The organism is Acidithiobacillus sp. TH-A117 (genome assembly GCF_057473465.1).
Genome location: NZ_JBYCKQ010000024.1, coordinates 1 through 23,414 on the forward strand (window position 1 = coordinate 1; position 23,414 = coordinate 23,414).

Below are 23,414 nucleotides of genomic sequence, written 5' to 3' on the forward strand. Positions count from 1 at the left end.
TTGGTAGCGGGGGTAGGATTTGAACCTACGACCTTCGGGTTATGAGCCCGACGAGCTGCCAAGCTGCTCCACCCCGCAACAGGGTCGACAATCATACGTGGTAAGCTATTTTACTGTCAATACCTTTCTGCTTTGTCGCTCTCTTTCAGGACCGCTGCCCCGTCGAGAGAGCGCACTATACATGGGGGTCCGGGGGTGTGCAAGCACTTTTTTCAACACTCCCTCTCTCCTTTCACCGGGCGGATTCGCCCATGGCTACGGGGGCCGGAGGCGGGGTAGCGGTATTGGCGTTGTCTCCGTAGGGGGCAAAATCATAGGGTTGCGCCTGCAACTGACGAGCTACCGTCTGCAAGTCCGGGGTGTTGATATTGATGGCCACAGGGACGGTATTGGGTTTTTCTACCAGATTGATGACCCGCTGCCAGTTGATGGTCCAGGCCTGATGCAGCGCCGTACTGTAAGTAGTAATGGCATCTACTGCACGCTGCTGATTGTTACTGCCCTTGTGATAGGCCTCTACGGGTTCAAAACTCTGCAGATACAGGTTTCCATCACCATTGCTACCCACCACATAGGGCTGGTCGATACTACGCACAGGCGTACCCACCTTGACCATTTTGAATAGCTGTACCTCATTTTCCGGATACACATGGAAGCAGCCATGACTGACCCGCATTCCTACACCCCAGGGCTTGTTGGTGCCGTGGATAAAGATTTGCGACCATCCGGTTTCCAGCGCCAGTTCACCCATGGGGTTGTCGGGTCCCGCCGGGAAAAATGCCGGGATCGGTTCGCCAGCCTTGGCATGTTCTTCCTGAATATTTTTGGGAACCGTCCAGGTGGGATTTTTGACCTTGGCAATGATTTTCGTGCTGCCCACCGGATCGGGCCAGTTAGGACGGAAAATGCCTACCGGAAAGGTGTAGACCACCTTCTGTCCTGCCGGAAAATAATACAGGCGACGGGCGGGAATGTTGATAATGATGCCCTGCCAGGGCTTGGGCGGGAGAATGTATTCGGTAGGCACGAGCACCCGGGTACCGGCTCCAGGTAACCAGGGATCCACACCCGGATTGGCTGCACGGATTTCGTTGTAGCCCACGTCATAATGGCGGGCAATATCCAGCAGAGTATCCTGCTGACGGGCCAGCACGACCCGGAGTTGTCCGACCATGTTGCTGCCTGCCGCAGGCAGGGGAAACTCTGCCGCCAGGGCGGTCTGCCCATTGAACCAGAGTCCGCCCAGCAGTACCCAATGAATAGGCTTAATTTTCATGAAGAGATGATTCCTGGAGTTGATCAATAAAAGTGAGGTCGAGGATATGTTCCTGGTGCTGGTCCAGAAGCTTGAGCCACTCCCTTCCCGCAGCTGTCCAGACATCCAGAATCTGTCCCTGGAGATGGCGGCCATCATGCAGTTGGAGTATCACTGGCCGCCGTTGCAGGGCTGCAAGCTCCAAAGCGCTGTGCAAGGCACAACTGACAGGCAGATAGGGATCTGACATCTTATGCCCGGATAGTGTCCATTCCACCCATATAGGGTCGTAACGCTTCGGGAAGGTGCACACTGCCGTCGGCCTGCTGGTGATTTTCCAGCAAAGCCACCAGGGTGCGGCCAATTGCCAGTCCCGAGCCATTCAGGGTGTGTACCAGCTGGGGCTTGCCGTCTTCGCCGCGATAGCGTAGCTGCAATCGGCGCGCCTGGAAACTCTCAAAATTGCTGCAGGAGCTGATTTCACGATACTGGTTCTGGCCCGGCAACCAGACTTCCAGATCATAAGTGCGCGCCGCACTGAAACCCATGTCTCCGGCACAGAGCGCCATGACTCGATAGGGAAGTTCTAGTAATTGAAGGACTTTTTCGGCATGCCCGGTGAGCGCCTCAAGGGCGTCGGCGGAATCTTCGGGGCGCACCACCTGCACCAGCTCAACCTTGTCAAACTGATGCTGGCGAATCATGCCCCGGGTATCGCGGCCATAAGCCCCTGCTTCGCGTCGGAAACAGGGGGTATAGGCGCAGAACTTCTGGGGAAGCGTCGTGACGATTTCGCCGCGCAACAAATTGGTGAGCGGTACTTCTGCTGTGGGAATCAGATAATAAGGGTCATCGCGTAGAGCAAACAAATCGTCTTCAAATTTAGGCAATTGTCCGGTGCCGAATAATGAGTCCGCATTGGCCAGAAACGGCGGAGCGATTTCGGTATAAGCATGGGTATTCACCTGCAAATCAAGCATGAACTGGATGAGCGCCCTTTCCAGACGGGCACCCAGGCCCCGCAAAACCACAAATCGCGCACCAGCCAGTCGGGCGCCTGCGGCGAAATCCAGGATCCCCAAGGCCTCGCCGAGGTCCACATGATCTTTGGCGGTGAACGAAAATTCACGGGGAGTTCCCCAATGGCGCAACACCACATTGTCGGCTTCATCCCGTCCATCAGGGACAGCGTCCTGAGGCAGATTGGGCAGACTGCTGACCAGTGTCTCCCACTGTTGCAAGACAGTTTCTAGAGATTGCTCCAGCGCCTTGATGCTTTCTCCGTATTGCCCGGCCGCCGCTTGCATGGCGCCGGTATCCAATCCCTGCCGACGGGCCTGGGCAATTTCCCGGGAGGCTTCGTTGCGTGCATTGCGTTGCTCTTCCATCTGGATTTGCAGGGTTTTGCGCTGCTGGTCCAGTGCCTTCAGGGCATCGACGTCCAGCGTAAAATGCCGACGGGCGAGTCCGGCAGCGACCTTTTCGGGTTCATTGCGCAACAAGTTGGGGTCAAGCATGGGGCTTTTTCTCTTCAGCAGTGGCGCGACGGGAGCCAATCCAGCGCAGACGTTCCTGAATGCGCAGTTCCAGCCCGCGTTCGCTGGGTTCATAAAAACGGGTTCCCGCCAGTGCCGACGGAAAATATTCCTGTCCAGGAGCAATGGCATCGGGATAGTCGTGATCGTATTGATATTCCTTGCCGTAATCCAGCGTTTTGAGCAATTTGGTGGGCGCGTTGCGCAAATGCAGAGGGACTTCCAGACTGCTTCCAGCTTTGACCAGAGATTGTGCCTGGTTCCAGGCCGCATACACACGGTTACTTTTGGGACAGCTGGCCAGGTACACCGTCACTTGCGCCAGGGCCAGCTCACCCTCGGGACTGCCCAGAAACTGGTAGGCATCTTTGGCCGCCAGAGCCATTTCAAGAGCGCGCGGGTCTGCGAGGCCCACATCCTCCGAGGCCATCCGTACCAGACGCCGGGTCAGGTAAAGGGGATCGGCACCACCATCGAGCATTCTTGCCAGCCAATACAGGGCGGCATCGGGGTCAGAACCGCGCAGGGATTTGTGGAAAGCGGAAATTTCATCATAAAAAGCCTCGCCACCCTTGTCGAAACGCCGCCAGCTTTGCCCAGTCGCGGCAAGCAAGGCCTGGGGCGTAATCCGTACGGTATCTTCCTGCTGCTCCGCCAGCTGTACCGCGAGATCCAGCAGATTCAGGAGGCGGCGGGCATCTCCATCCGCCGCACGCAACAGGCCTTGACGCAATTCAACTGGAAAATCAATGGAACGCGCACCCAAACCCTGGGTGGGATCCTGCAAAGCTCGCGCAAGAATGATGGCTAGATCGGCTTCCTCCAGGCTCTTGAGCACATACACCCGCGCCCGGGAAAGCAGGGCATTGACCAGGGCAAAACTGGGGTTTTCTGTAGTGGCACCAATCAGAGTAATGACGCCTTCTTCCACATAGGGCAGCAGGGCGTCCTGCTGGGTTTTGTTGAACCGATGGATTTCGTCAATAAAGAGGACGGTTTCCTGCCCATCAATCCGATGCGCTTCGGCACTGCTGATGGCGGCGCGGATTTCCTTGACGCCACTATTGACTGCTGAAAGCACTTGAAAATGATAATCCGCTGACTGCGCCAGCAATTGGGCAAGGGTGGTTTTACCGGTGCCCGGTGGGCCCCAAAAAATCATGGAATGGAGCTGCCCGGAGCGGAGCATGGCACGCAATGGCCCCTGTTCGCCGAGCAGGTGCGGTTGGCCGACGTAATCCTCCAGACGCTGAGGGCGCAGGCGCGCCGCCAGAGGGCGGAGATCACGCGCTTGATTCAGCAAAGGATCTCCGAGGCTGACCAGGGTCAGAAATGCCGGGAAATAGCCGCACCGAAGTTAAAGGTGCTGGCTTTGTAAGTTCCGGGAAAGGTCAAGGAATAGGAAGTGGCATTACCGGAAAGAGCATAGGAAGCCCCGAGGTCATACTGCCAGTGTCCAAGCCCGATACCCAAGCCAAAGGATACCAGATTGCTGCTGGGGGCCGGGGCAGCAGCCTGGATACTGGAGCCATCGGTCGGACTGTCTTCGTGGGCGAGCCCGCCACGCAAAGCCAGGAACTGACTGAAGTGATAGCTCAAACCCAGACGATAGGCGAGGGCTGATTTCCAGCCGAGGTTACCATAACCAGGTAAGCGGGTATTACTCCAGTCATTCCAGTCCACATCCAACTCGGTTGCAAATGCGGGGGTGAAGCGGTAGCGGATACCGGCCTGGACCTGACTGGGCAGACGAATATCGCTGCCCACGTTGGCGGTTGAGCGGTAACTCAGGGCTGCATTGAAGGTTTCAGTGGTATAAAAGAGGCCGACATTGCCGCCGACGCCGCCGCCGTTGCCGGAATGCGGTCCAAAAGTTGCGCTGAGACTCTGGTAATAATCCAGCCCTGCACCAATACTCAGATTGGGCAGAATCAGGTAAGCCACGCCCGGATTGATGTCGATGAGGCGCAGATCATTTTTGTAGGGTAGCGTCTGCTCCGCGCTCAAGCTTCCTGCTGGCCAGGTGGCATTGATTCCATAGGGAGAGGTAATGCCCAGCCCTGCAGCCAGGGGTAAGTTATCAAAGCGGTGGGTCACGAATAAATTGGGCATGATCAGCAGATTATTGCTGGCACCCACCCCATCTTTTTTATAGCTGGGTTCTGCGGCGACCACATCCAGACTGGCGCGAGTTCCGGGGAAAAACACCATATCCGCCGGATTAACGGCAAAACTGCTGACGGGACTGGCATCGGCCACGGTGGCTCCCGCTTCGGAAAGCCCTACGACCGATGTGGGCACCGCAAACCCCGATGCCTGTGCCTGCACACTGACGAAAAGGCCCAGGGCCAGAAGGGTCAAACCGGTTTTGACATTACGCATGCAGCACTCCAGAAAAATTTATTGCGAAAGAACATCGACTCCGGCAGGAGCGGTAAACTGAAACTCCTTGGCCGGAATGGCATGATTGATTTCTATATGGGTAAAATGCAGAACCGTCTCCTGCTGGAAAGCATCTTCCATGCGCATTTCCTGCAGGATCCCGGCCTGATTGAAGCCGAGACGCAGGGAAGTAAAACCCTGATCCTGACCGTTTTTGGGACGCAACAATAACCAGTGCAACTGATTTTTAGTGCCCAGATCACTGATATCAAAGCGCTGGCTCAAGTCATCATTGCCGGCAATTAACGCCGCCGGAGTGGAGCCCAGGGCCTTTCCCAGGGGTTGCACGGTGACCTGTTGCAGAGCCGGTTCATAAAGCCAGACTTTGCTCCCGTTGGAAACAATGGTCTGCCCATTGGCGCCGCTGTAATCCCAGCGAAACTGGCCGGGGCGGGAAATCCACAAACTGCCACTGGCCTTTTTGACAATCTGGCCATCATGGTTGGCCACTTCCTGACTGAACCGGGCGGTAATGGTATGGGTGCTCTGAAAAAAATGATGCAGCATATCCATGCCCGAAGCAGCATTTGCCGCAGTAGTCCAGCCGAGCAAAATGGCAAGGCCCAGTAACAGCCCGAAAAACCCTCGGCTTTTTGCTTTAATCACGACCCGGTGGCGCTGCTGCATAAATTTCCCTGCTCCCGTTACTTTGCAAAGGCCCGACAACACCCACTCTTTCCATTTCTTCAATCATGCGTGCGGCGCGATTATAGCCCACCTTCAGTTGCCGCTGCACGTAGGAAATGCTGGCCTTGCGACTACTGGTGACAATAGCCACTGCCTGATCATAAAGCGGATCGGCATCTTCACCGCCAGCCCCCTCCAGATCTTCACCATCAGCACTTTCACCGCCCTGTAAAATTCGCTCATCATACTGGGGTGCGCCCAACTGCCGTAACGACTCTACGACACGATGCACTTCGTCGTCACTGACAAAGGCGCCATGCACCCGTTGCGGATAACCGGAACCCGGTGGCAGATAGAGCATATCGCCCTGGCCGAGCAGGGTTTCAGCCCCCATCTGGTCGAGAATGGTACGTGAATCAATCCGCGAAGACACCTGAAAGGCAATGCGGGTAGGAACATTGGCCTTGATCAGGCCGGTGATGACATCCACGGAAGGGCGCTGGGTCGCCATGATCAAGTGCAATCCGGCGGCCCGGGCTTTCTGGGCCAGACGGGTGATGAGGGTTTCCACCTGCTTGCCGACTACCATCATCAGATCCGCAAACTCGTCGATGATCACGACAATTGCTGGCAAGGTATTCAGAGTAATGGGCTCCCCGTCCAGATCCTTGTCAGGACCCGGCAGAGGATGCCCCGCAGCGATGGCTTCCTGAACCTTCTGGTTATAACCCGCCAGATTGCGAACGCCCACAAAAGCCATCAGTTTATAGCGTCTTTCCATCTCCGCCACACACCAGCGCAGGGCGTTGGCCGCTTCTTTCATATCGGTAACTACCGGCGCCAGCAAATGGGGAATGCCCTCATAAATGGATAACTCCAGCATTTTGGGGTCTACCATGATCAGCCGCACCTCGGCGGCTGTAGCCTTGAAGAGAATGCTCAATATCATGGCATTGACGCCCACGGATTTGCCGGCACCCGTGGTTCCCGCAACGAGGAGATGGGGCATTTTCGCCAGATCCGCCGAAACCGGTTGTCCGGCAATGTCCTGTCCCAGGGCCAGAGTCAACAGACTTTTGCTATGACTGAAACCGGAGCTGGACAGAATTTCCGAAAGCCGGACCGTCCGCCGCCGGGGGTTGGGCACCTCGATGCCCATGGTGGCCTTGCCGGGGATCGCCTCCACCACCCGCACCCGGGCCGCCAGCACACGGGATAAATCCTTACTGAGCCCGGCGACCTGACTCACCTTGACCCCGGGAGCCGGTTCGATCTCAAAGCGGGTAATGACGGGTCCGGGATTGGCGGCCACCACTGTGGCCTGCACCCCGAAATCCGCCATTTTTTCTTCCAACATACGCGACTGCTGGGCCAGGGTTTGAGGATCCAGTTGTCCGGTGGGATCCATGGGGTCGGCAGGGTCGAGCAGGGCCAAGTCTGGAAGACCATCGGCCCGGGGCGGGCCCACCGGTGCTGGCAGGGGCATCTGCCGGGTATTTTTGGGCACCGGGGCGACGGCGACGGAACGCGGTTTTTTGGCCGCAAAAAAACCCGGAGTGGCTGCAGGGGCTTTGTTTTCCTCAATGGCCGGAGAAGGGTTGGATATGACCACAGCAGTTTCCGGCTGAGATTGCTCCCTGCGCCGGATTCGGGGGATATGAATACGCGGAATAGTGATGATTTTCCGCCCACGCCATCCGTTGGAAATATTCCCCAGTTTCGTCCACATCTCCCGGGGACTCAGCCCTGTCAGCAGAAAGATACCGAGCACGAAAACCGCCAGAAACAGCAGGGCGCTTCCGCCCGAACCCAGCAATGGCTGAAAGAGGCTGGAGATTTCCTGACCGAGAATGCCACCGGCGAAGCTGCCAGTTACCGGCCACCAGGCCGCAGGCCAGACCAGGGCCAGAAACGCCATCATGCCCAGCAATATGGCCAGGCCGCCGACGGGAGCCAGGCGCCGCCCCTGCCGCTGACGAAACCAGTGATTCCAGAGCTGCACCACCCAGGCATAGAGCGCCGCCGGCAGCAACCAGGCGGCCATGCCCATGAACTGTACCAGAAAATCCGCCAGATAAGACCCGGCTTCGCCACCCCAATTTTGAACAGCAAGCCCTTTGCCACTGTTAAACCAACTGGGATCAGCAGGATGGAAGCTCAGCAGAGACATGGCCATGAAGGTCGCCATGGCGAGCATGATCAACAATAACGCTTCGCGGCGCCAGGGTTTTCGGGGCGCGGCTTTTGCTGGTCTGGCCGGGGAAGGGCGAACCGATCGGGGCGCATTACGGGTGGCAGAACTCATGCTGGCAAGCTAAACGAGGCGTGCCCGGGTGTCAAGCTTCAGGATCACAAGAAACACTTACAAATGGGGCTGTTAGCGCTTCATAATAAAGCATCCGGAGAACTTATCGGGGATGGCGCAGCGTGCCCAGGTGATGGCGTTGATCAGGATGAATACGTCCATGTACGCGCATCACATACAGCAGCACCAGCAAGCCGAAGCCCAGCCAGGCAGCCAGAGACCAATCCAGAGGATAGGCCAGCGGCACGATGGACTCATATAACACCCCCCAGAACAAGGCGGTAGCAATGACCGGCAGGAAATAATGATAAAGCAGGCGGGTGCTGGTCCCTTCATGATCGGCATGGGCGAGACGCATCAGGGATAGATTCATCAAAGTATGGGCGGTGACCAGCCCGAAGAGTACCGCCGTGGTCAACACATTAAAACCATTGCTGGCCCCGAATATTACAACCGCCAGCACTGCGACCAGGATAGTCAGGCCAGTGATCACCGAAATGCTGCGTTGCGGGGCCTGGGTATGACTCACCTGCGCAAAGCGTTCGGAAATCAGGGCGTCCCGACCAATGGCATACAGTACCCGGGAGGAGCTGTTCAGCAAGGCAAGGCTGTCAGCCATGGCACTATTGATGGCGAGGATAACCAGGGCGATACCCCCCACGGGGCCGAGATAACGCAGAAAGACCGTCACGCCGGGCGCATCGGCTTGGGCGAAACTGGCCATATCAGTAGCTCCCCAGCCGACCGTCAGAGCATAGGCGGAAAGCACCAGCGCCGCACCGACCAGGGTCAGGGAAAGCAACGCGGCCTTGCCAATCAACCGGCCACGCTGGGTGCGAGGGCCGCGCACCTCTTCGCCGAGCGGCGTGTGGCTGCCGATACCAATAAAACTGGTGATGGCAAATATCATCCCCATGGCCACGCCCTTGAAGCCATCTGTCGGAATAGAAAAGGGCGCCCAGGGATGCAGCGGCGCTGCTTTGGCAATGATGATCAGGGAGGCGACCACCAGAAAGGCCACTTCCACAAAACTGGTCACCGCCACCACGCGAATGCTGGGACGGATGCCGGAAATACTGAGTATCCATGGAACCCCGATAAAAAACAAAATGGTGACCAACCAGAACCAGGCGGGTAAAGGGTAACCCATGCTCTTGGCCAGCCCCGGCAGAAATACACCGCCAACATATACCGGAATGGCCGCCACACTGAGCAACTGATAAAACACCACCATAAACCCGGTCAGTAATGCCGGGCGAGCCCCCAGACCCGCCGCCACATAGGCATAATACCCGCCTGCCGAAGCCCGGTGTTTGCTCAGGTGATAGATGGTGTTCATTTCGATGAACATGAGCGCAAATGCCCAGAGGTAGGAAAGCGGCAAGGCCACCAACGCAAAGGCGGCACCGGCGGTCATGAAAGCCACCACATCGCAAGTCGGCGCCATGCCGGAAATACTTTGACTGATCAGCCCCCAAAGACTGACCACATCGCCTTTCAGGGTTTCGGGAGCAGCATCCGCCTGGTTCATCACGCAAATTCCTTAAATGCAACAATGTTGCATTATTGTTCATGACAAAGTTTACTGTCAACTTCACCATCATTACAGCGCTTCCCGGTTGATGTTAGACTGAGTACATAACCTGACTAGTTGAGGAAACCCATGAGCGACTCCAAAAGTGTCATAGATGAAAAGCATTGCCGTTTATTGATTCTGGGCTCCGGGCCCGGAGGTTATACGGCAGCCATTTACGCTGCGCGCGCCAACCTTCAGCCCCTGCTGGTCCAGGGTATGGAGCCTGGCGGACAATTGATGACCACGACGGATGTGGACAACTGGCCGGGTGCCGCCGAGGGCATCATGGGCCCGGAACTGATGCAGGAGCTCGAAAAGCAGGCCAGGCGCTTTGATACGGAAATTGTCTTTGATCATATTCACCAAGCTGACCTGAGCCAGCGCCCGTTTCGACTTTGCGGTGATCAGCATACTTACACCTGCGACGCCCTGATTCTGGCCACGGGAGCCTCGGCCAAATACCTGGGTTTACCCAGTGAGGACAAATTTCGCGGCAAAGGAGTTTCCGCCTGCGCCACCTGTGATGGTTTTTTCTATCGCAACCAGGATGTTGCAGTCATCGGTGGGGGGAACACGGCAGTAGAGGAGGCACTCTACCTGAGCAACATTGCCAAGCATGTCACCGTGGTCCATCGCCGCAACAAGTTCCGTGCCGAGAAAATTCTCCAGGACAAACTGATGGCCAAGGAGAATGTGACCATCATCTGGGATCATGCCGTGGATGAAGTGCTGGGTGATGCCTCGGGAGTGACCGGCCTGCGCATCAAGCATGTGGATAATGGCGACACCCAGGATTTAGCGCTGATGGGGGTGTTTATTGCCATCGGCCACAAACCCAACACCGATATTTTCAAGGGACAACTGGAAATGGATGCCGGAGGCTATTTGATCACCCGTGGTGGCCGGGATGGCATGGCCACCGCCACCAGTATCGAAGGCGTTTTTGCTGCGGGCGATGTCCAGGATTATGTGTATCGGCAGGCTGTCACCAGTGCGGGAAGCGGCTGTATGGCGGCTCTCGATGCCGAGCGCTGGCTGGAGCAACAAGAGGACTGAAACATGAGACGGCGGCGATCAGCGCAGCAACCCCCGGCAACGCCCGCCGCCGTGCTTCCTGAAGAAAAAGCCTGTTTTGAAGCCGCCATGGTGGATGTAAAACGCATTCCTGCACCGCCCGCACCGCCTCGCCCCACCCCTCCGGCACCCGTGGCCGCACAAAGACAAAAAGAGGAGCTGGAAGTTCGCGCCGCCCTTAATCGTCACTTGAGTAGTGATGAAATACTGGAAGCCGGGGATGAATGGTTGTACTTACAGCCCGGACAGTCTCCTGCCCTGCTCCGTGACCTGCGCAGAGGCCGCACCCGCATTCAGTCGCGGCTGGATTTACATGGCTGTAACGTCGAGGAGGCCCGCCTGGAGTTGGCGGCGTTTTTGCACGAAGCCCAGCAATGGCGCTGGAATTGTGTATGTATTGTGCATGGCAAGGGACTGGGCTCCCCTGGCCGTATACCGGTGCTGAAAAGATTGGTGGGTGCCTGGTTGATGCGCCATCAGGAAGTTCTGGCTTTTGCCCAGGCCCGTCCCGGCGAAGGGGGTAGTGGTGCCTTGCGGGTACTGCTGGGCTGGCGACGCCAGCGTCAGCAGAATTATCGGAGCTGAGCCGTATAACCTTCCTCTTCGATGGCCTGAATCAAGGTCTCGGGATTCAGGGATGTGCCCTCTACAGTGGCGCTTTGGGTATCCAGCTGCACGCTCACCGACTGCACTTCGGGGAGTTTCCGAAGTGCTTTCTCCACGGCCGCCACACAATGTTGGCAGGTCATGCCCTGAATGGATAATTCAACATGGCTCATAGATAATTCTCAGCGTTGCGCGACGCTACGCTGTGCAGACGGATCCCGGCTCACATCCCAACGCCGGCGCACGGCCATGTCACCTTCGGCATCGGCGAGTGAAGCCAGGATGGGACAATCTTCCACTGATCCATGACCGGGACAGCGCTCTGCCTGAACTGCCAGGGCATTGCGCATTCTCTGCAGGTCGGCAATCTTGAAGTCGATTTCGGCGATTTTCTGCTCGGTCAAGGCTTTGACATCGCCCATGTCATTTTCAGCGCTGCTGCTGATGTCCAATAATTCCTTCACTTCGGTCAGGGAAAAACCGAGATTCTGGGCGCGACGGATAAAGCGCAAGCGCGACTCGGCGTGGCCGTCATACAAACGATAGTTGGATTGGGTGCGTTGCACCGGCTGAATCAGCCCGATACGCTCATAGTAGCGCAGGGTTTCTGCTGCCAGTCCGGCCTCACGGGCCAGGCGCCCGATAGTTACAGGTGTATCCATTTTAACTCCCTCCTTATATTGACTCAGGTTTTACGCTCCGAGTGGATAGTGTCCTCATTCTAAAGCATCTAGTCAACACAAAGGTCAAGTCTGTGCATTTGTTCCTGCTCCCGGCCCAGTAAAGCCTCTACGCAGCCGGTGGCATACACCCCGGCAGGGAGAGAAAATGCCAATACCAAAGTCTGCGCATCCTCCCAGTGATATTCCAGTGCATCAGGACGGGCACGCAGGGCACGGCGGGCGGCGTCCACCTCCTGGACGGCCAACTGTGCGGGCCAGAGGCGAAGATTTCCCTCTATTTCGGTGGTCTCGGGCAGGGCTTCCAGCACCTGTTTTTCGAGCAGACCAGCCAGGTCTTCGGGCTGCAGCCCGCCACGGCCGGGCAAGGGACCGGTGGGATGCAGATCCCATTCCCGGGCGCGCTGCTGCAAGCTCTCGAAATCCTGCGTCTGAGCATGGGCGACAAAAACACTGTGGGACCCATCCAGCTGCACGACTTCTCCCGGCAAAAGGCTGTCCCAGTTATTTTGTCGGACCCTTTCGGCCAGCACCCGATTGAAAAGTGCCGAGCGGGCTGCTGAAAGCATCAGACCACGCCGGTGGCGATCCATTTTGCGCGCAGTTCCCGACAAAAGGCGGCTGGCCTCCTGCAAATTATGTCGCCCAAAACGCTGCGCTCCGAAATAATTAGGAAAACCCCGCTGCTTGAGTTTCTCCAAACTCTCCTCCCAGTCTCGGGTTTCGCCCTGACAGTGCCGTAAAACCAGACGAAAGTGGTTCCCCTTGAGTACGCCTCTGCGCAGCTTGCGATCATGGCGATTGATCTCCAAAAAATGCAGATTTTCGCTTTCCAGACACTGCCAATCCGGCGTTTCCCCGAGCTGCACCGGCACGGAAAAGTGCTGCCGGGTAATGGCGTGGCGGTCTTTCATTCCCGCATAACCCACATCTCGCACCGGCACTCCGGCGAGGCGCGCCAGCCGTTGCGCCACTTCCTGAGTATTCAATCCGCGTTTTTCGATCTTGAGCCAGTGATGGGCTCCCGTCCCGGAAGGGGCGAAAGGCAGGATTTCCGTGACTTGAAAATCCGCTTCCGTGGATTTGAGTTCCGCATCCAGACGGCCAACAGCTTCAGGATAAATGCGCGGGAACCATTCAGACATGTTGAATCAAGGCCACCGCGTGGGCGGCGATCCCCTCTCCCCGTCCGGTATAACCCAACTGTTCGGTAGTGGTCGCCTTGACGTTGACACAATCTTCGGAAACCTGCAGATCCTGGGCAAGATGCGCGCGCATTTGTGGGATATAAGGCGCCAGTTTGGGGCGCTGGCAGACGATGGTGGCGTCCACATTGCCCACCGCAAAGCCTTTTTCCTGAATCAACCCGTGACAATGACGGAGCAACACCCGGGAATCAGCTCCGGCGAAGTGGGGATCCGTATCGGGAAAATGGCGACCAATATCACCCAGTGCGGCAGCACCGAGCAATGCATCACAAATCGCGTGCAGCAACACATCTGCATCAGAGTGCCCTGCCAAACCCAGCGCATAAGGGATCTGGACCCCGCCCAGAATCAGCAGACGCTCAGGTACAAGGGCATGCACATCAAAACCGTGACCAATACGCACGCTTATTTCTCCTCATCACGGGCTGCCAGAATAGCCGCAGCCAAAGCCAGATCATCCCCCAGAGTAATCTTGATATTATCCCCATGTCCTTGAATCAGACGTGGACGCCAACCTTGCAGCTCCATGGCCGAAGCTTCGTCGGTAATGGGCGATTCCACTGCTTGCGCTACCCGCAGGGCAGCCAGCAAAGCCCCCAGGGGGAAGGCCTGGGGAGTCAAGGCCCGCCACAACCCCTCCCGATCAACGGTGCCCAAAGACACCGCGTTTTTTTCGCGTTTGAGGGTATCGGCAACCGGTATGCCCAGCAAAGCGCCCTGAGGAGAGTCTGGCAGACTGTCCAGCAAGCTGTGCAGATCCTCACTGCGCAGGCAGGGCCGGGCCGCATCGTGGACCAGCACCCAATCCGTATCCGCAGCACCGGCTGCTTGCAAGGCCTCCAGACCCAAACGCACGGAATCAGCACGCTGCTTGCCACCGCTAACGGGTGCCAGCGGCAAAACCATCTGCTCGCCCAATAACTCCCGCCAGAATCCGCTGCGCAGGTCTTCCTCGGGCAGGACCAGCTGGACCCCGGCTATGCGGGGTTCCTGCAGAAAAATGTTCAGGGTATGAGCCAATACTGGCTGGCCCCGGAGCTGCACATATTGTTTGGCCTGCGACCCGCCAAAGCGCTGCCCCTTCCCTCCGGCGGGAATAATCATCCAGATCCGGTTCATCACTTGCCCTCAAATACATGGGATTCAGGCGCAGTATCCGCAGTCTGTCCAGGAGGCGCAAGGGTTTGTACTTTTGCAGTTTGCGCACGGGCACCTTACACTAGGCTCCCTGTATTTGCTGATATGACCCCGGAAATTTTGGACCATTCTCTTCCTTTGGGCCCTGTCCCTCGCGTCGGTAACACCCGCATCTTCCAGCATCTTTTCGGAGCCGCCGACTGCTGGCTGGCTGCCGAAATGCTTCGCCAATGGCAGAAACCTCTGCTGGTACTGTTGCCCAATCCCCGTGACCTGGAAGAATGGCAGCGCGAATGGGCTTTTTTTGCGCCCGATCTGGATGCTCCGCTGATTTTCCCGGACCGGGAAATTCTGCCCTATGATCGCCTAGCGCCCCCCGCAGATGCGACGGCTACCCGTCTGGCCACATTGGCTGCATTACCCAACTGGCGCGGCCTCTGTCTGGCGCCCATGGCTGCTGCCCTGCAACGCCTTCCGCCCAGAAGTTTTCTCGATCAGCACGCCTTTGTCCTAGCCGTTGGCGATGCGCTGCCTCCCGAACGCTTCCGGCAACGTCTGATCGATGCTGGCTACCGCAATGTCAGCGAAGTGTCCGAGCCTGGTGAACTGGCCTGGCGTGGTGGCATCATTGATCTGTTTCCCAGTGGCAGCCCCTTACCCTACCGGATTGAGCTGTTTGATACCGAGGTGGAAAGTATTCGGGCTTTTGATCCGGAAACCCAGCGAACCCTGGACAAAGTCAGCAAGGTGTCCCTGCTCCCGGCACGAGAAATCCCCGTGGATACGGACGCCCTCCATGAGTTCCGCAGCCAGTTTCGAGCCCGGTTCAGTGGTGATCCACAACGCTCGGAAGCGTATCGGGCCGCCAGTCGGGGGCAGGTCCCGCAGGGGGCGGAGCATTATCTGCCTTTGTTTTTCCCGGAAAGCAGTCACTTGCTCTCCCATTTCCCTGCGGACGGAATTATTTTCATGCCTCCCGGTCTGGCGAACGCCAGCCAGCAAATCCGTCATGACTGGCAAGAGCGTCATGAAGAGCGCGCCCACGACTTCCATTACCCCATTCTTCCTCCTGAAGCACTGATCTTGACCCCAGACGAATGGGAAAGCGCTTTGCAAAGTCGCGTTCTGGTCCACGGGGAACAAAACGGGACTGGCGAAGCCTTGCCGACAGCCCCTTTACCCGCCCTGCAGGGCAGCCCGGAAACGCCACTGGCAGCGCTGGAAACCTTTTTACGGCAACTCCCGCCCCAGGGACGCGCCCTGATTGCTGCCGAATCTCCGGGCCGTCAGGAAGCCCTTTCTGAACGGCTCAGTAAAGCCGGACTGACGGCAACCCGTCTGAACAACTGGCCGGAGTTTCTCGCCTCCGCAGAAAAAATTGCCATCACCGTAGCCCCTCTGGAGCGCGGTCTGCTGATCAAGGACAAGGGGCTGGTCCAGCGTGCGCTCGTCTCGGAAGCGCAAATTTTCGGGGATCGGGTATTTGCGCAAAGACGCAGCGCCCAGGTCCGGCAACGCAATGTGGAAGGATTAATCCGTGATCTGGGCGAACTGCAACCCGGCGATGCGGTGACCCACGAGGAATACGGAATCGGGCGTTTTCAGGGGATGCGCACGCCTTTTGCGGCCCAGGGCGATGTCAATGAATATGTGGTGCTGGAATATGCCCAGGGAGATCTGGTGTATGTACCCGCCGATCATCTTGATCGCATTGCCCGGTATGTGGGCAACGGAGCTGCGGAACCGGTACTGTCGCGTCTGGGTAGTCCGCAGTGGGACAAAGCCAAAACCAGGGCGCGGGAAAAGGCCATTGATGCCGCCAGCGAACTGCTGGACATTTATGCCCGGCGGGCGGCCCGCCAGGGACGCGCCTTTGCGCCCCCGGATGATGCCTATTGGGACTTTGTTTCCCGTTTTCCCTTCGAAGAAACCCCCGATCAGCAACAGGCCATTGATGCCGTGATTGCCGACATGACCAGCCCCCATCCCATGGATCGTCTGGTCTGTGGCGATGTGGGTTTCGGCAAAACCGAGGTGGCGCTGCGCGCGGCTTTTCTGGCGGCCCATGGCGGGGCACAGGTAGTCGTTCTGGTACCTACCACCCTGCTGGCCCAACAGCACTATGAAAATTTTCAGAATCGCTTTGCCGGCATGCCGCTGCGGGTAGAGGTACTTTCCCGCTTCCAGAAGGGCAAAACCCACAAGGAGATTCTCGCAGCCACCGAAGCGGGGGAAGTCCAGATACTGATCGGCACCCATCGTCTGCTCCAGAAAGATGTGCATTTCAAGGATCTTGGCTTGTTGATTCTGGACGAGGAACACCGCTTCGGGGTCCGCCAGAAAGAACAGATCAAGGCGCTGCGCGCAGAAGTGGATATTCTGACGCTCACCGCCACTCCCATTCCCCGCACCCTGAATCTGTCCCTGGCCGGATTGCGGGATTTATCCATCATCGCTACGCCCCCGCAACGTCGCCAACCGGTGCGTACATTTGTGCAAACCTGGGAAGATGCAGTCGTGGTCGAAGCCTGTCAGCGCGAATTGCACCGGGGTGGCCAGATTTACTTCCTGCACAATGAAGTGCGGGATATTGAGCGCATGGCCAGCAATCTCCGCCGGCTGCTTCCTGAGGCCCGACTGCGCGTCGCCCACGGGCAAATGCCGGAAGGCGAGCTGGAAGCGGTCATGCTCGATTTTTATCATCAGCGTTTTGACATTTTGCTCAGCACCACCATTATCGAATCGGGCATCGACAATCCCCACGCCAATACCATTCTCATCAATCGGGCGGATAAATTTGGTCTGGCCCAGCTGCATCAGCTTCGCGGTCGGGTGGGACGCTCCCATCAACGGGCTTATGCCTACCTGTTCACCCCCGACCTGCGCGCCATGAGTGATGATGCCCGCCGCCGCCTGGATGCCATCCAGTCTCTGGAAGATCTGGGGGTAGGTTTTGCCCTGGCCAGTCATGATCTGGAAATCCGGGGCGCCGGTGAGCTTCTCGGCGAAGAACAGAGCGGACACATGGACGAAGTCGGCTTTACCCTGTTCATGGAATGGCTCAATGATGCCGTGGCTGCCATTCGCGCCGGCAAGGATCCGCGCAGCCTGGCCGAGCAACGCGCCAGCGGGCCGGAAATTCATCTGAACACGGCAGCTTTGATCCCCGAAGACTACCTGCCTGACGTACATTTACGCCTGCAGTTTTACAAGCGACTCAGCGATGTGCGCAGTGATGCGGCTATTGGTGAAATCATGGTGGAAATGGTGGATCGCTTCGGTCCGCTGCCTGCCCCGGCCAGAACGCTGCTGTGCCAGACCCAGCTCCGCCTCCTTGCCAGCCAGATAGGTATTGAACAGATCGACGTCGGACCATCGGGAGCCCGCCTGCAATTTGCCCCGGAAAACCAGGTGTCTCCGGAAAAAATCATTCAACTGGTACAGCGTCCGCACAGCATTTATCAACTGGACGGCGCCCAGCGCCTGCGCATTCGCCAGGACTTTCCCGACGGCGAAGCACGCTGCCAGGCCATCATTCCCCTTGTCGAAGCCTTGAGGACACCCGCATGAGTAGCACCCGCCTTGCCCTGTTGAGTCCTGCTGAACGCGGCCCCATGACCTTACCTGCCAGCATGGGACAATTCGTCCATAGTACCGAAAGTCATCAGCAAATCTGGGGATCCTGGCTGCAAAGCTGGCATCTGCCAGTGGCTGTCAGTGAAATCACGCCTTTTCTGGATGAGCTGTCCCGCCAGGCCCTGCATCAGGATCGCGAGGTTTTCTGGTCCTCCATGCCCAGCGAGAGCCATGCTTCACGACTGGTGCTGCGGGGTCCGCTGCACGCCGAAGCCCTGCGCCGGGCATTGACCACCCTGCACCTGCAAAATTGTATGCCCGGCCGGATTCTTCATGCCCAGGGCGACAGCCTGGCCATCGCCATGCATGGTCCCCAGGGCCCTGTCCCGGCCTTCAATCGTGCGCTGACGGATGCTCTGGAAGGCATTCATGTCGATCTGGCCATGACCCCGGTCTGGGAACCCGGCCATTTCCGGCTGCTGCTGACCGATATGGATTCTACACTGATCAGCATTGAATGTATTGATGAAATGGCCGACCACCTGGGTCTCAAAAGGCAGGTAGCGGCCATTACCGAACGCTCCATGGCGGGTGAGCTGGATTTTCAGACCTCCCTGCGGGAACGGGTGCGCCTGTTACAGGGGACCCCGGCCAGCAGCATCGATGCCATCATCCGCGAACGTCTGCAGCTCAGTCCCGGGGCCCGGGAGCTGATCCAGGCCGCCAAGACGCAGGGCCTTGAAACCGGCGTGGTTTCCGGTGGTTTCACCCAGTTTACCCGGCATTTGCAAGAAATGCTGGATCTTGACTATGCCTTTGCCAATACCCTGGAAATCGTCGATGGCAAAATCACCGGTCAGGTGCTGGGCGACATCGTCGATGCCGATGCCAAGGCCGACATCCTGGAGTTGTTGGCCATCAGTGCTGGCACCGACGCCAGTCACTGTATTGCCATAGGGGACGGCGCCAATGATCTGCCGATGCTGCGCAAGGCAGGCGTCGGCATTGCCTATCACGCCAAGGCCGTGGTGCGGGCCCAGGCGGACTTTCAGATTCGTTACGGCGGGCTGGATACTGCTGCCGATTTTCTCGGCTGGTATTGAGTAATGTTCTTCCATATCCCTTCGCCACGACGCTCCAGAAGCTGACCGTCGGGTGTGATCTGGATAATGGTCAGCCAGCGGTTATTGACCAGTTGGTCGAGTACCGCATTTTTTGCGATGATGGCGTCCATCGCTTCCGTCGGCGCCTCGATGAAAGCCGACAAACGCAAAGGCTCATGCTGCAGAATACTGCTGCTGTCGCGCAGAGATTGCTCCGATAGCCCGACGCGCAGATCGCCACCATTGCCCTCCAGTACCCCGATGGTGCCCCCCACCACATTGTGCAGGACCTTGTTACCGCAACCTTGTCGCTGATTATCGACAATGGAACCGTAATATTGCAGATTGATCCAGTTGGCGACCACCAGGGGGGCCGTCATGATCAGGTTCAGGAGGCTGAAATCCGCATCCTTGCTGGCATCGTAATCGTGGAGGAAAGCCCTCCCTGCCAGATTCATTTCCCGCGTCCGCCAACGGGGTGCGGCAATGAAGGCAGCGTTACCCGCCAGCGCCCATTCGGGACGCACCTGGGACCAATCCCGCCCACGGAAAGCCATATTCCGGCTGACCATATCGGAATCCCGCAGATCCGGCTCCAGGCGCAGCATTCTTTCCAGCCGGGTGAGATTGGCTGCTTTTTCCAAAGCATCCTGTAATGCTGCGAAAAGCGCGGCATCGAGCCGGTAATCGCTCACCTTACCCAGAATCTCCACCCGATCCGTGGTGGTATCGTGCAGCGCCGGCAAAAAGCAGGTCTCAGGATCGAGAGTCCAGCCTTTTTCCACCAGCGCCGTGCGAATCTGCCGGTCATTGAGCAGCTGGGCCGCTGCCTTGGCGTTGACCTCGCCCGTTTGCCCCGCACAGGCACCACAATCCAGACCTGCACGGTGGGGATTATTGGTCGTAGAACTACCATGCCCCACCAGCATCACAATGGGAGCCACCTCTTGAGTCAGCCCCAGGCCCGTCAGAATGAACTCGGCCATTTTGACACGCTCATCCAGACTCAGAGAGGCTGGCAACGCGCAGTGCAACGCCGCCCGTTCGCCCCCGGAAAGCCCTGCATCGTCGGGCGGAAGCGAAGGCTGATGCCAAGCCAGAGTATCCGCCAGCAGACGCGCCACATAGGAGAGCCCGGCAGTTTCCACAAAAGAGAAGCAGGATGCCGCCGAAAGCTTGAACTGCTTCCAGGTCGCTCCCCGGCGCAGGCGCCGGAAACGCCGGGTGATAACGGGCTCTGGAGCCTCCTCGTGGACATGCACAGCAGGGTTGAGCAACACCGGGGACTGGGTCCGGGGTGCCAGATCTCCCTGCCGCTGATAATCCAGCAACACCCCGAAAAAGCCGGCGAAACCGATGGTTTCGAGGCTGGGCATTACGCCTTCCAGATGGCGGCGGAAGACCTCTGAGCGCACGTCAATGCAAAATGCTGCCTGGATCTGTGTTTTTGTAGCGCCGGCTTTGCGCGACGGACGCTCGCGAATCCGCGCCGCCACCTGACGACGGTAAGCGATTTCCGTAGCGCGCAGCAGTACCTCACCGCGCTGGGCATTCTCCCGGTCGATTTTCTTGTCATCCTGTGACCAAGCGCGCAATTGCCGCTGCCAGCGCTCCACCACTTGGGGATTCGCAGCAAGACGCAGCAGCGCCTCCCAGACCATCCGGATCGTCAACAGATCCCGCAGATCCTGATGCGCAGCTCCCTGCAGTTCCGCCTGCCAGAGAAGATAGCGGCACCAGCTCGCCCAGCCCCCAATGGACTTGAGCAAAACCAGCAGATAAGCCTCCTCCTCCCCTTGGGGAATGTTCAGGGTCTGCATGGCCCAGACCCGGGCCTGCTCAGGTTCCGCAGACAAAGCCAGCAAAGGTGCGCGAATCTTCTTCAGACCCATGGGACTGAGACTATGATCGAGCAAGGTGTACTGCCGCCAGCTGCCGAAAAGCCCGAGGTCGGGATCCCTGGGAAAGGACCAGAAGGACTGCCCACGGTCATAATAAGCGGCCAGAAAATGGCTGATTTGCTCCACCACATACTGGGAGATGGAAGCATGCCCCTGGCGATCCATCAGTTCCGGCAAACGCGGCAGACGCATGGGCGTTTCTGGCGTTTCCTGGAGGTAATTACGCCATTCCTCCTCATCGGCAGACAAGCCCAGATCATCCGCAGCGCACTGGATGTCGACCATATCCAGCTTGCCCGTTTGCAACAAATCCGCATACCAGCGCCGATCCATGACCAGACGCTCACCCACACTGCCCTCCAGCTCCGCTGTTACCTGACAGAAGGGTGTATCCGCAAAACCCCAGTAGGGATTGACCGCCACATAACTATCCAGAGGCCAGAGCGGAGCAATCCGCCGAATCACCCGCTCGTAGAGCATTTCCGTATTTTCCAGAACATTGTTACTCACTGGTCACCTCCTTCATGGTCATAGATTCCTGATTTCGTGCCACTGATTGCAAAGACTCCACGGCAAGATTCTTGCGCGGCAGTTTGACGCTGACCCGCTCCGACCAGAAACGGTGGGAAAACTGCTCTACCCAGTAGTCGGTATACAAGCCGTTATAGAGATAAGTGAACAAAGCCCACTGGACTTTTTTCGGCAGAACCATGTGTCCGGGGCCCTGCATGAAACTCAGGAACAGGAAACCCACTGCCGTCAATCCCACCAACACCATATAAGCGCCCGATACGACGGGCATGGCACGGGTCAGGTCGGCGCTAAAGCCCCAGACAAACAAGGTGTGCAGCACCAGATAAATCAATCCCATGGCGACAGCTACCAATATGGCCATAAACCGGTCCACAGCCGCATCAAACAGAAAGCCTTTGATCAAAATTTGCGATATAGCGGCAGCGACAATCAGCACCAGGGCAAACCACACGGGTTCCACAAAGGGATTTTCGCCAAAGCACCAGGCAGCACCCGCAGAGATCAGCACCCCCAGCACGGTAGCCGTCAGCCACGTTACCAGGCCGGCTTTCTTCTTGGCGCCCGGCGGCACCTGACGCAACTGATCGGTAATACTGCCCGAAGACAGGAAGGCATGCGCCTTGTAGAGGGAATGTCCCACCAAGTGCAGCAGTGCCAGAGGAAAAAGCCCCAAACCCAGCTCCAGAGACATGAAACCCAGCTGGGCAGTGGTAGACCAGGCCAACATGGATTTGATGGAAGTCTGGGTGGTCATCACCAGAGAAGCGATCATGACCGTAGTCAAACCCGCCAATCCCAGTATAAGCAGGGCGTCGGGAACCCGGATCAGCAGTGCGCTCGTGCGCAGCGCGACAATGGCCCCACTATACACAATACCCGCATGCATCAGTGCTGACACTGGAGTAGGCGCCTCCATGACCTGAATCAACCAGCCATGGGCCGGAAAATGCGCACTTTTCAAGAATACCGCCGCCACAATCAGCCAGGCAGCCACCTGCAGAGACATGGGCATGGTCCCCGCCTGCTCGACGAAACTGCGGATAGCCACAAACTGAAGACTTCCCACGCTGTGTCCGATCAACAGGGCAGCAGCCACCAGGCAGAGATCTGCCGTTCGCGTAAACAAGGACTTTTTGTGGGCCGCCATGATGGCCTTGGGACGATCCCCATAAAACCTGAGCAGACGATTGACACTGAAGCCCACGGCAATGATGGCCAGGGTAAATAATCCGATGTTCCCGGAGATGACTGTCAGGAGAAAAAACCCGCCCGTAAAAGCCAGAAGCCGGAAAAAACGGGCCTGCTGCGGATCACCGTCCAGATAGGCCACGCTGTATTGGGCAATCATCACCAGCACAAAAGACACCACGCTCGCCAGGATCAAGGTCAAGGGATCAACTGCTATGGAGAGCGGCAAAGCGAAGTGCAGAGCGGGCAGTGGCAAGCTTACCAAAAGCAGGCTGCTGCGGGCACCCAAGACAAAAACCAGATCGGCAGTCAAAGCCAGTAATAATGTGACTATGGCGGTCCAGCGGACCCGGTTACGGGTCGTAAGGGCGGATTGTCGGGTTCTGCGAACCCCAGGCAAACCCATCAGGATAAGTCCTGCCGGCATCAGTGCCAGCAGTCCTCCTGCCAGCCAAGGTATGGATAGAATGTGCATCATTGTTACCTCCAGGGATCAGATGACCGGAGGAGACAATAACGGGATATGATTATTTATTCTAATTTATTATTTAAATTTATATGATTTATTATTATAAATATAGCTTAAAGCTCATAACCAAGGAACTGGGTAAATAGCTCAGAAGAAAAAACGGAATATTCGCTTAGGGAGAAAGCTTCAAATTTTGTC

General features: G+C 57.5%; 20 protein-coding genes and 1 tRNA gene. 5 read left to right on the top strand and 16 right to left on the bottom strand.

Annotated elements, in window-relative coordinates:
* Position 1: 1 nt before the first annotated feature.
* The 8 genes from AC2VLR_RS05350 to AC2VLR_RS05385 all read right to left on the bottom strand — a co-directional run bounded on the left by AC2VLR_RS05350 (position 2) and on the right by AC2VLR_RS05385 (position 8,035).
* A tRNA-Met gene (locus AC2VLR_RS05350) sits at positions 2–78 on the bottom strand.
* A 154-nt stretch (positions 79–232) separates the two neighbouring features.
* Positions 233–1,276 carry a L,D-transpeptidase family protein gene (locus AC2VLR_RS05355; protein ID WP_486881193.1) on the bottom strand — a complete coding sequence of 348 codons (1,044 nt, stop codon included), beginning with the start codon at positions 1,274–1,276 and terminating at the stop codon, positions 233–235.
* On the bottom strand, positions 1,266–1,505 hold the full coding sequence (locus tag AC2VLR_RS05360; RefSeq protein WP_486881194.1) for a Rho-binding antiterminator: 240 nt from the start codon (positions 1,503–1,505) through the stop codon (positions 1,266–1,268). The genes AC2VLR_RS05355 and AC2VLR_RS05360 overlap by 11 nt, the downstream gene beginning before the upstream one ends.
* Position 1,506: 1 nt before the next feature.
* Positions 1,507–2,772 (bottom strand): serine--tRNA ligase, encoded by a 1,266-nt coding sequence (gene serS / locus AC2VLR_RS05365; RefSeq protein WP_486881195.1) that lies wholly within the window; start codon positions 2,770–2,772, stop codon positions 1,507–1,509.
* On the bottom strand, positions 2,765–4,093 hold the full coding sequence (locus AC2VLR_RS05370; protein ID WP_486881196.1) for a replication-associated recombination protein A: 1,329 nt from the start codon (positions 4,091–4,093) through the stop codon (positions 2,765–2,767). Before AC2VLR_RS05370 ends, serS begins: the two co-directional genes overlap by 8 nt.
* Positions 4,094–4,116: 23 nt before the next feature.
* A complete protein-coding gene (locus AC2VLR_RS05375) occupies positions 4,117–5,172 on the bottom strand; it encodes an OmpP1/FadL family transporter (protein ID WP_486881197.1) in 1,056 nt (351 codons plus the stop codon).
* An 18-nt stretch (positions 5,173–5,190) separates the two neighbouring features.
* Entirely contained in the window at positions 5,191–5,859 is a 669-nt protein-coding gene (lolA, locus tag AC2VLR_RS05380) for an outer membrane lipoprotein periplasmic chaperone LolA (protein WP_486881198.1), read from the bottom strand.
* Entirely contained in the window at positions 5,831–8,035 is a 2,205-nt protein-coding gene (locus AC2VLR_RS05385) for a DNA translocase FtsK (protein ID WP_486881199.1), read from the bottom strand. Before AC2VLR_RS05385 ends, lolA begins: the two co-directional genes overlap by 29 nt.
* On the opposite strand from AC2VLR_RS05385, the gene AC2VLR_RS05390 reads away from it, so the two are divergent.
* Positions 8,028–8,177 carry a hypothetical protein gene (locus AC2VLR_RS05390; protein WP_486881200.1) on the top strand — a complete coding sequence of 50 codons (150 nt, stop codon included), beginning with the start codon at positions 8,028–8,030 and terminating at the stop codon, positions 8,175–8,177. The two genes, AC2VLR_RS05385 and AC2VLR_RS05390, sit on opposite strands and share 8 nt — an antisense overlap.
* Positions 8,178–8,267: 90 nt before the next feature.
* Here the strand turns inward: AC2VLR_RS05390 and AC2VLR_RS05395 are convergent, their stop codons facing one another.
* A complete protein-coding gene (locus AC2VLR_RS05395) occupies positions 8,268–9,695 on the bottom strand; it encodes an APC family permease (RefSeq protein WP_486881201.1) in 1,428 nt (475 codons plus the stop codon).
* Positions 9,696–9,827: 132 nt separating this feature from the next.
* Between AC2VLR_RS05395 and trxB the strand changes: the two genes are divergently transcribed.
* Both trxB and AC2VLR_RS05405 read left to right on the top strand, forming a co-directional pair.
* Complete coding sequence (gene trxB, locus AC2VLR_RS05400; RefSeq protein WP_486881202.1) at positions 9,828–10,796, top strand: thioredoxin-disulfide reductase; 969 nt, start codon at positions 9,828–9,830, stop codon at positions 10,794–10,796.
* A gap of 3 nt (positions 10,797–10,799) precedes the next feature.
* On the top strand, positions 10,800–11,399 hold the full coding sequence (locus tag AC2VLR_RS05405) for a Smr/MutS family protein (protein ID WP_486881203.1): 600 nt from the start codon (positions 10,800–10,802) through the stop codon (positions 11,397–11,399).
* Here the strand turns inward: AC2VLR_RS05405 and AC2VLR_RS05410 are convergent.
* The 5 genes from AC2VLR_RS05410 to ispD form a co-directional block, all read right to left on the bottom strand.
* Positions 11,387–11,593 carry a CopZ family metallochaperone gene (locus tag AC2VLR_RS05410; protein WP_486881204.1) on the bottom strand — a complete coding sequence of 69 codons (207 nt, stop codon included), beginning with the start codon at positions 11,591–11,593 and terminating at the stop codon, positions 11,387–11,389. The two genes, AC2VLR_RS05405 and AC2VLR_RS05410, sit on opposite strands and share 13 nt — an antisense overlap.
* A 9-nt stretch (positions 11,594–11,602) precedes the next feature.
* Positions 11,603–12,082 (bottom strand): heavy metal-responsive transcriptional regulator, encoded by a 480-nt coding sequence (locus AC2VLR_RS05415; RefSeq protein ID WP_486881205.1) that lies wholly within the window; start codon positions 12,080–12,082, stop codon positions 11,603–11,605.
* Between the two features lie 68 nt (positions 12,083–12,150).
* Positions 12,151–13,245: a tRNA pseudouridine(13) synthase TruD gene (gene truD / locus AC2VLR_RS05420; RefSeq protein WP_486881206.1), complete on the bottom strand. Its 1,095-nt coding sequence runs from the start codon at positions 13,243–13,245 to the stop codon at positions 12,151–12,153.
* The gene (ispF, locus tag AC2VLR_RS05425) at positions 13,238–13,711 is read right to left on the bottom strand and encodes a 2-C-methyl-D-erythritol 2,4-cyclodiphosphate synthase (protein WP_486881207.1); all 474 of its coding nucleotides are present in this window, start codon (positions 13,709–13,711) and stop codon (positions 13,238–13,240) included. The genes truD and ispF overlap by 8 nt, the downstream gene beginning before the upstream one ends.
* A 2-nt stretch (positions 13,712–13,713) precedes the next feature.
* Complete coding sequence (gene ispD / locus AC2VLR_RS05430) at positions 13,714–14,427, bottom strand: 2-C-methyl-D-erythritol 4-phosphate cytidylyltransferase (protein ID WP_486881208.1); 714 nt, start codon at positions 14,425–14,427, stop codon at positions 13,714–13,716.
* 123 nt (positions 14,428–14,550) lie between these two features.
* Between ispD and mfd the strand changes: the two genes are divergently transcribed.
* Positions 14,551–18,015, top strand: a complete 3,465-nt coding sequence (mfd, locus tag AC2VLR_RS05435) for a transcription-repair coupling factor (protein WP_486881209.1) — start codon at positions 14,551–14,553, stop codon at positions 18,013–18,015.
* Positions 18,012–19,124, top strand: a complete 1,113-nt coding sequence (gene serB, locus AC2VLR_RS05440; protein ID WP_486881210.1) for a phosphoserine phosphatase SerB — start codon at positions 18,012–18,014, stop codon at positions 19,122–19,124. Before mfd ends, serB begins: the two co-directional genes overlap by 4 nt.
* On the opposite strand, the gene AC2VLR_RS05445 is transcribed toward serB, so the two are convergent.
* Together AC2VLR_RS05445 and AC2VLR_RS05450 are read right to left on the bottom strand one after the other, a co-directional pair.
* Positions 19,079–21,535: a YbcC family protein gene (locus AC2VLR_RS05445; protein ID WP_486881211.1), complete on the bottom strand. Its 2,457-nt coding sequence runs from the start codon at positions 21,533–21,535 to the stop codon at positions 19,079–19,081. The genes serB and AC2VLR_RS05445 overlap by 46 nt on opposite strands.
* Positions 21,528–23,225, bottom strand: a complete 1,698-nt coding sequence (locus tag AC2VLR_RS05450) for a proton-conducting transporter transmembrane domain-containing protein (RefSeq protein ID WP_486881212.1) — start codon at positions 23,223–23,225, stop codon at positions 21,528–21,530. Before AC2VLR_RS05450 ends, AC2VLR_RS05445 begins: the two co-directional genes overlap by 8 nt.
* Positions 23,226–23,414: the final 189 nt, after the last annotated feature.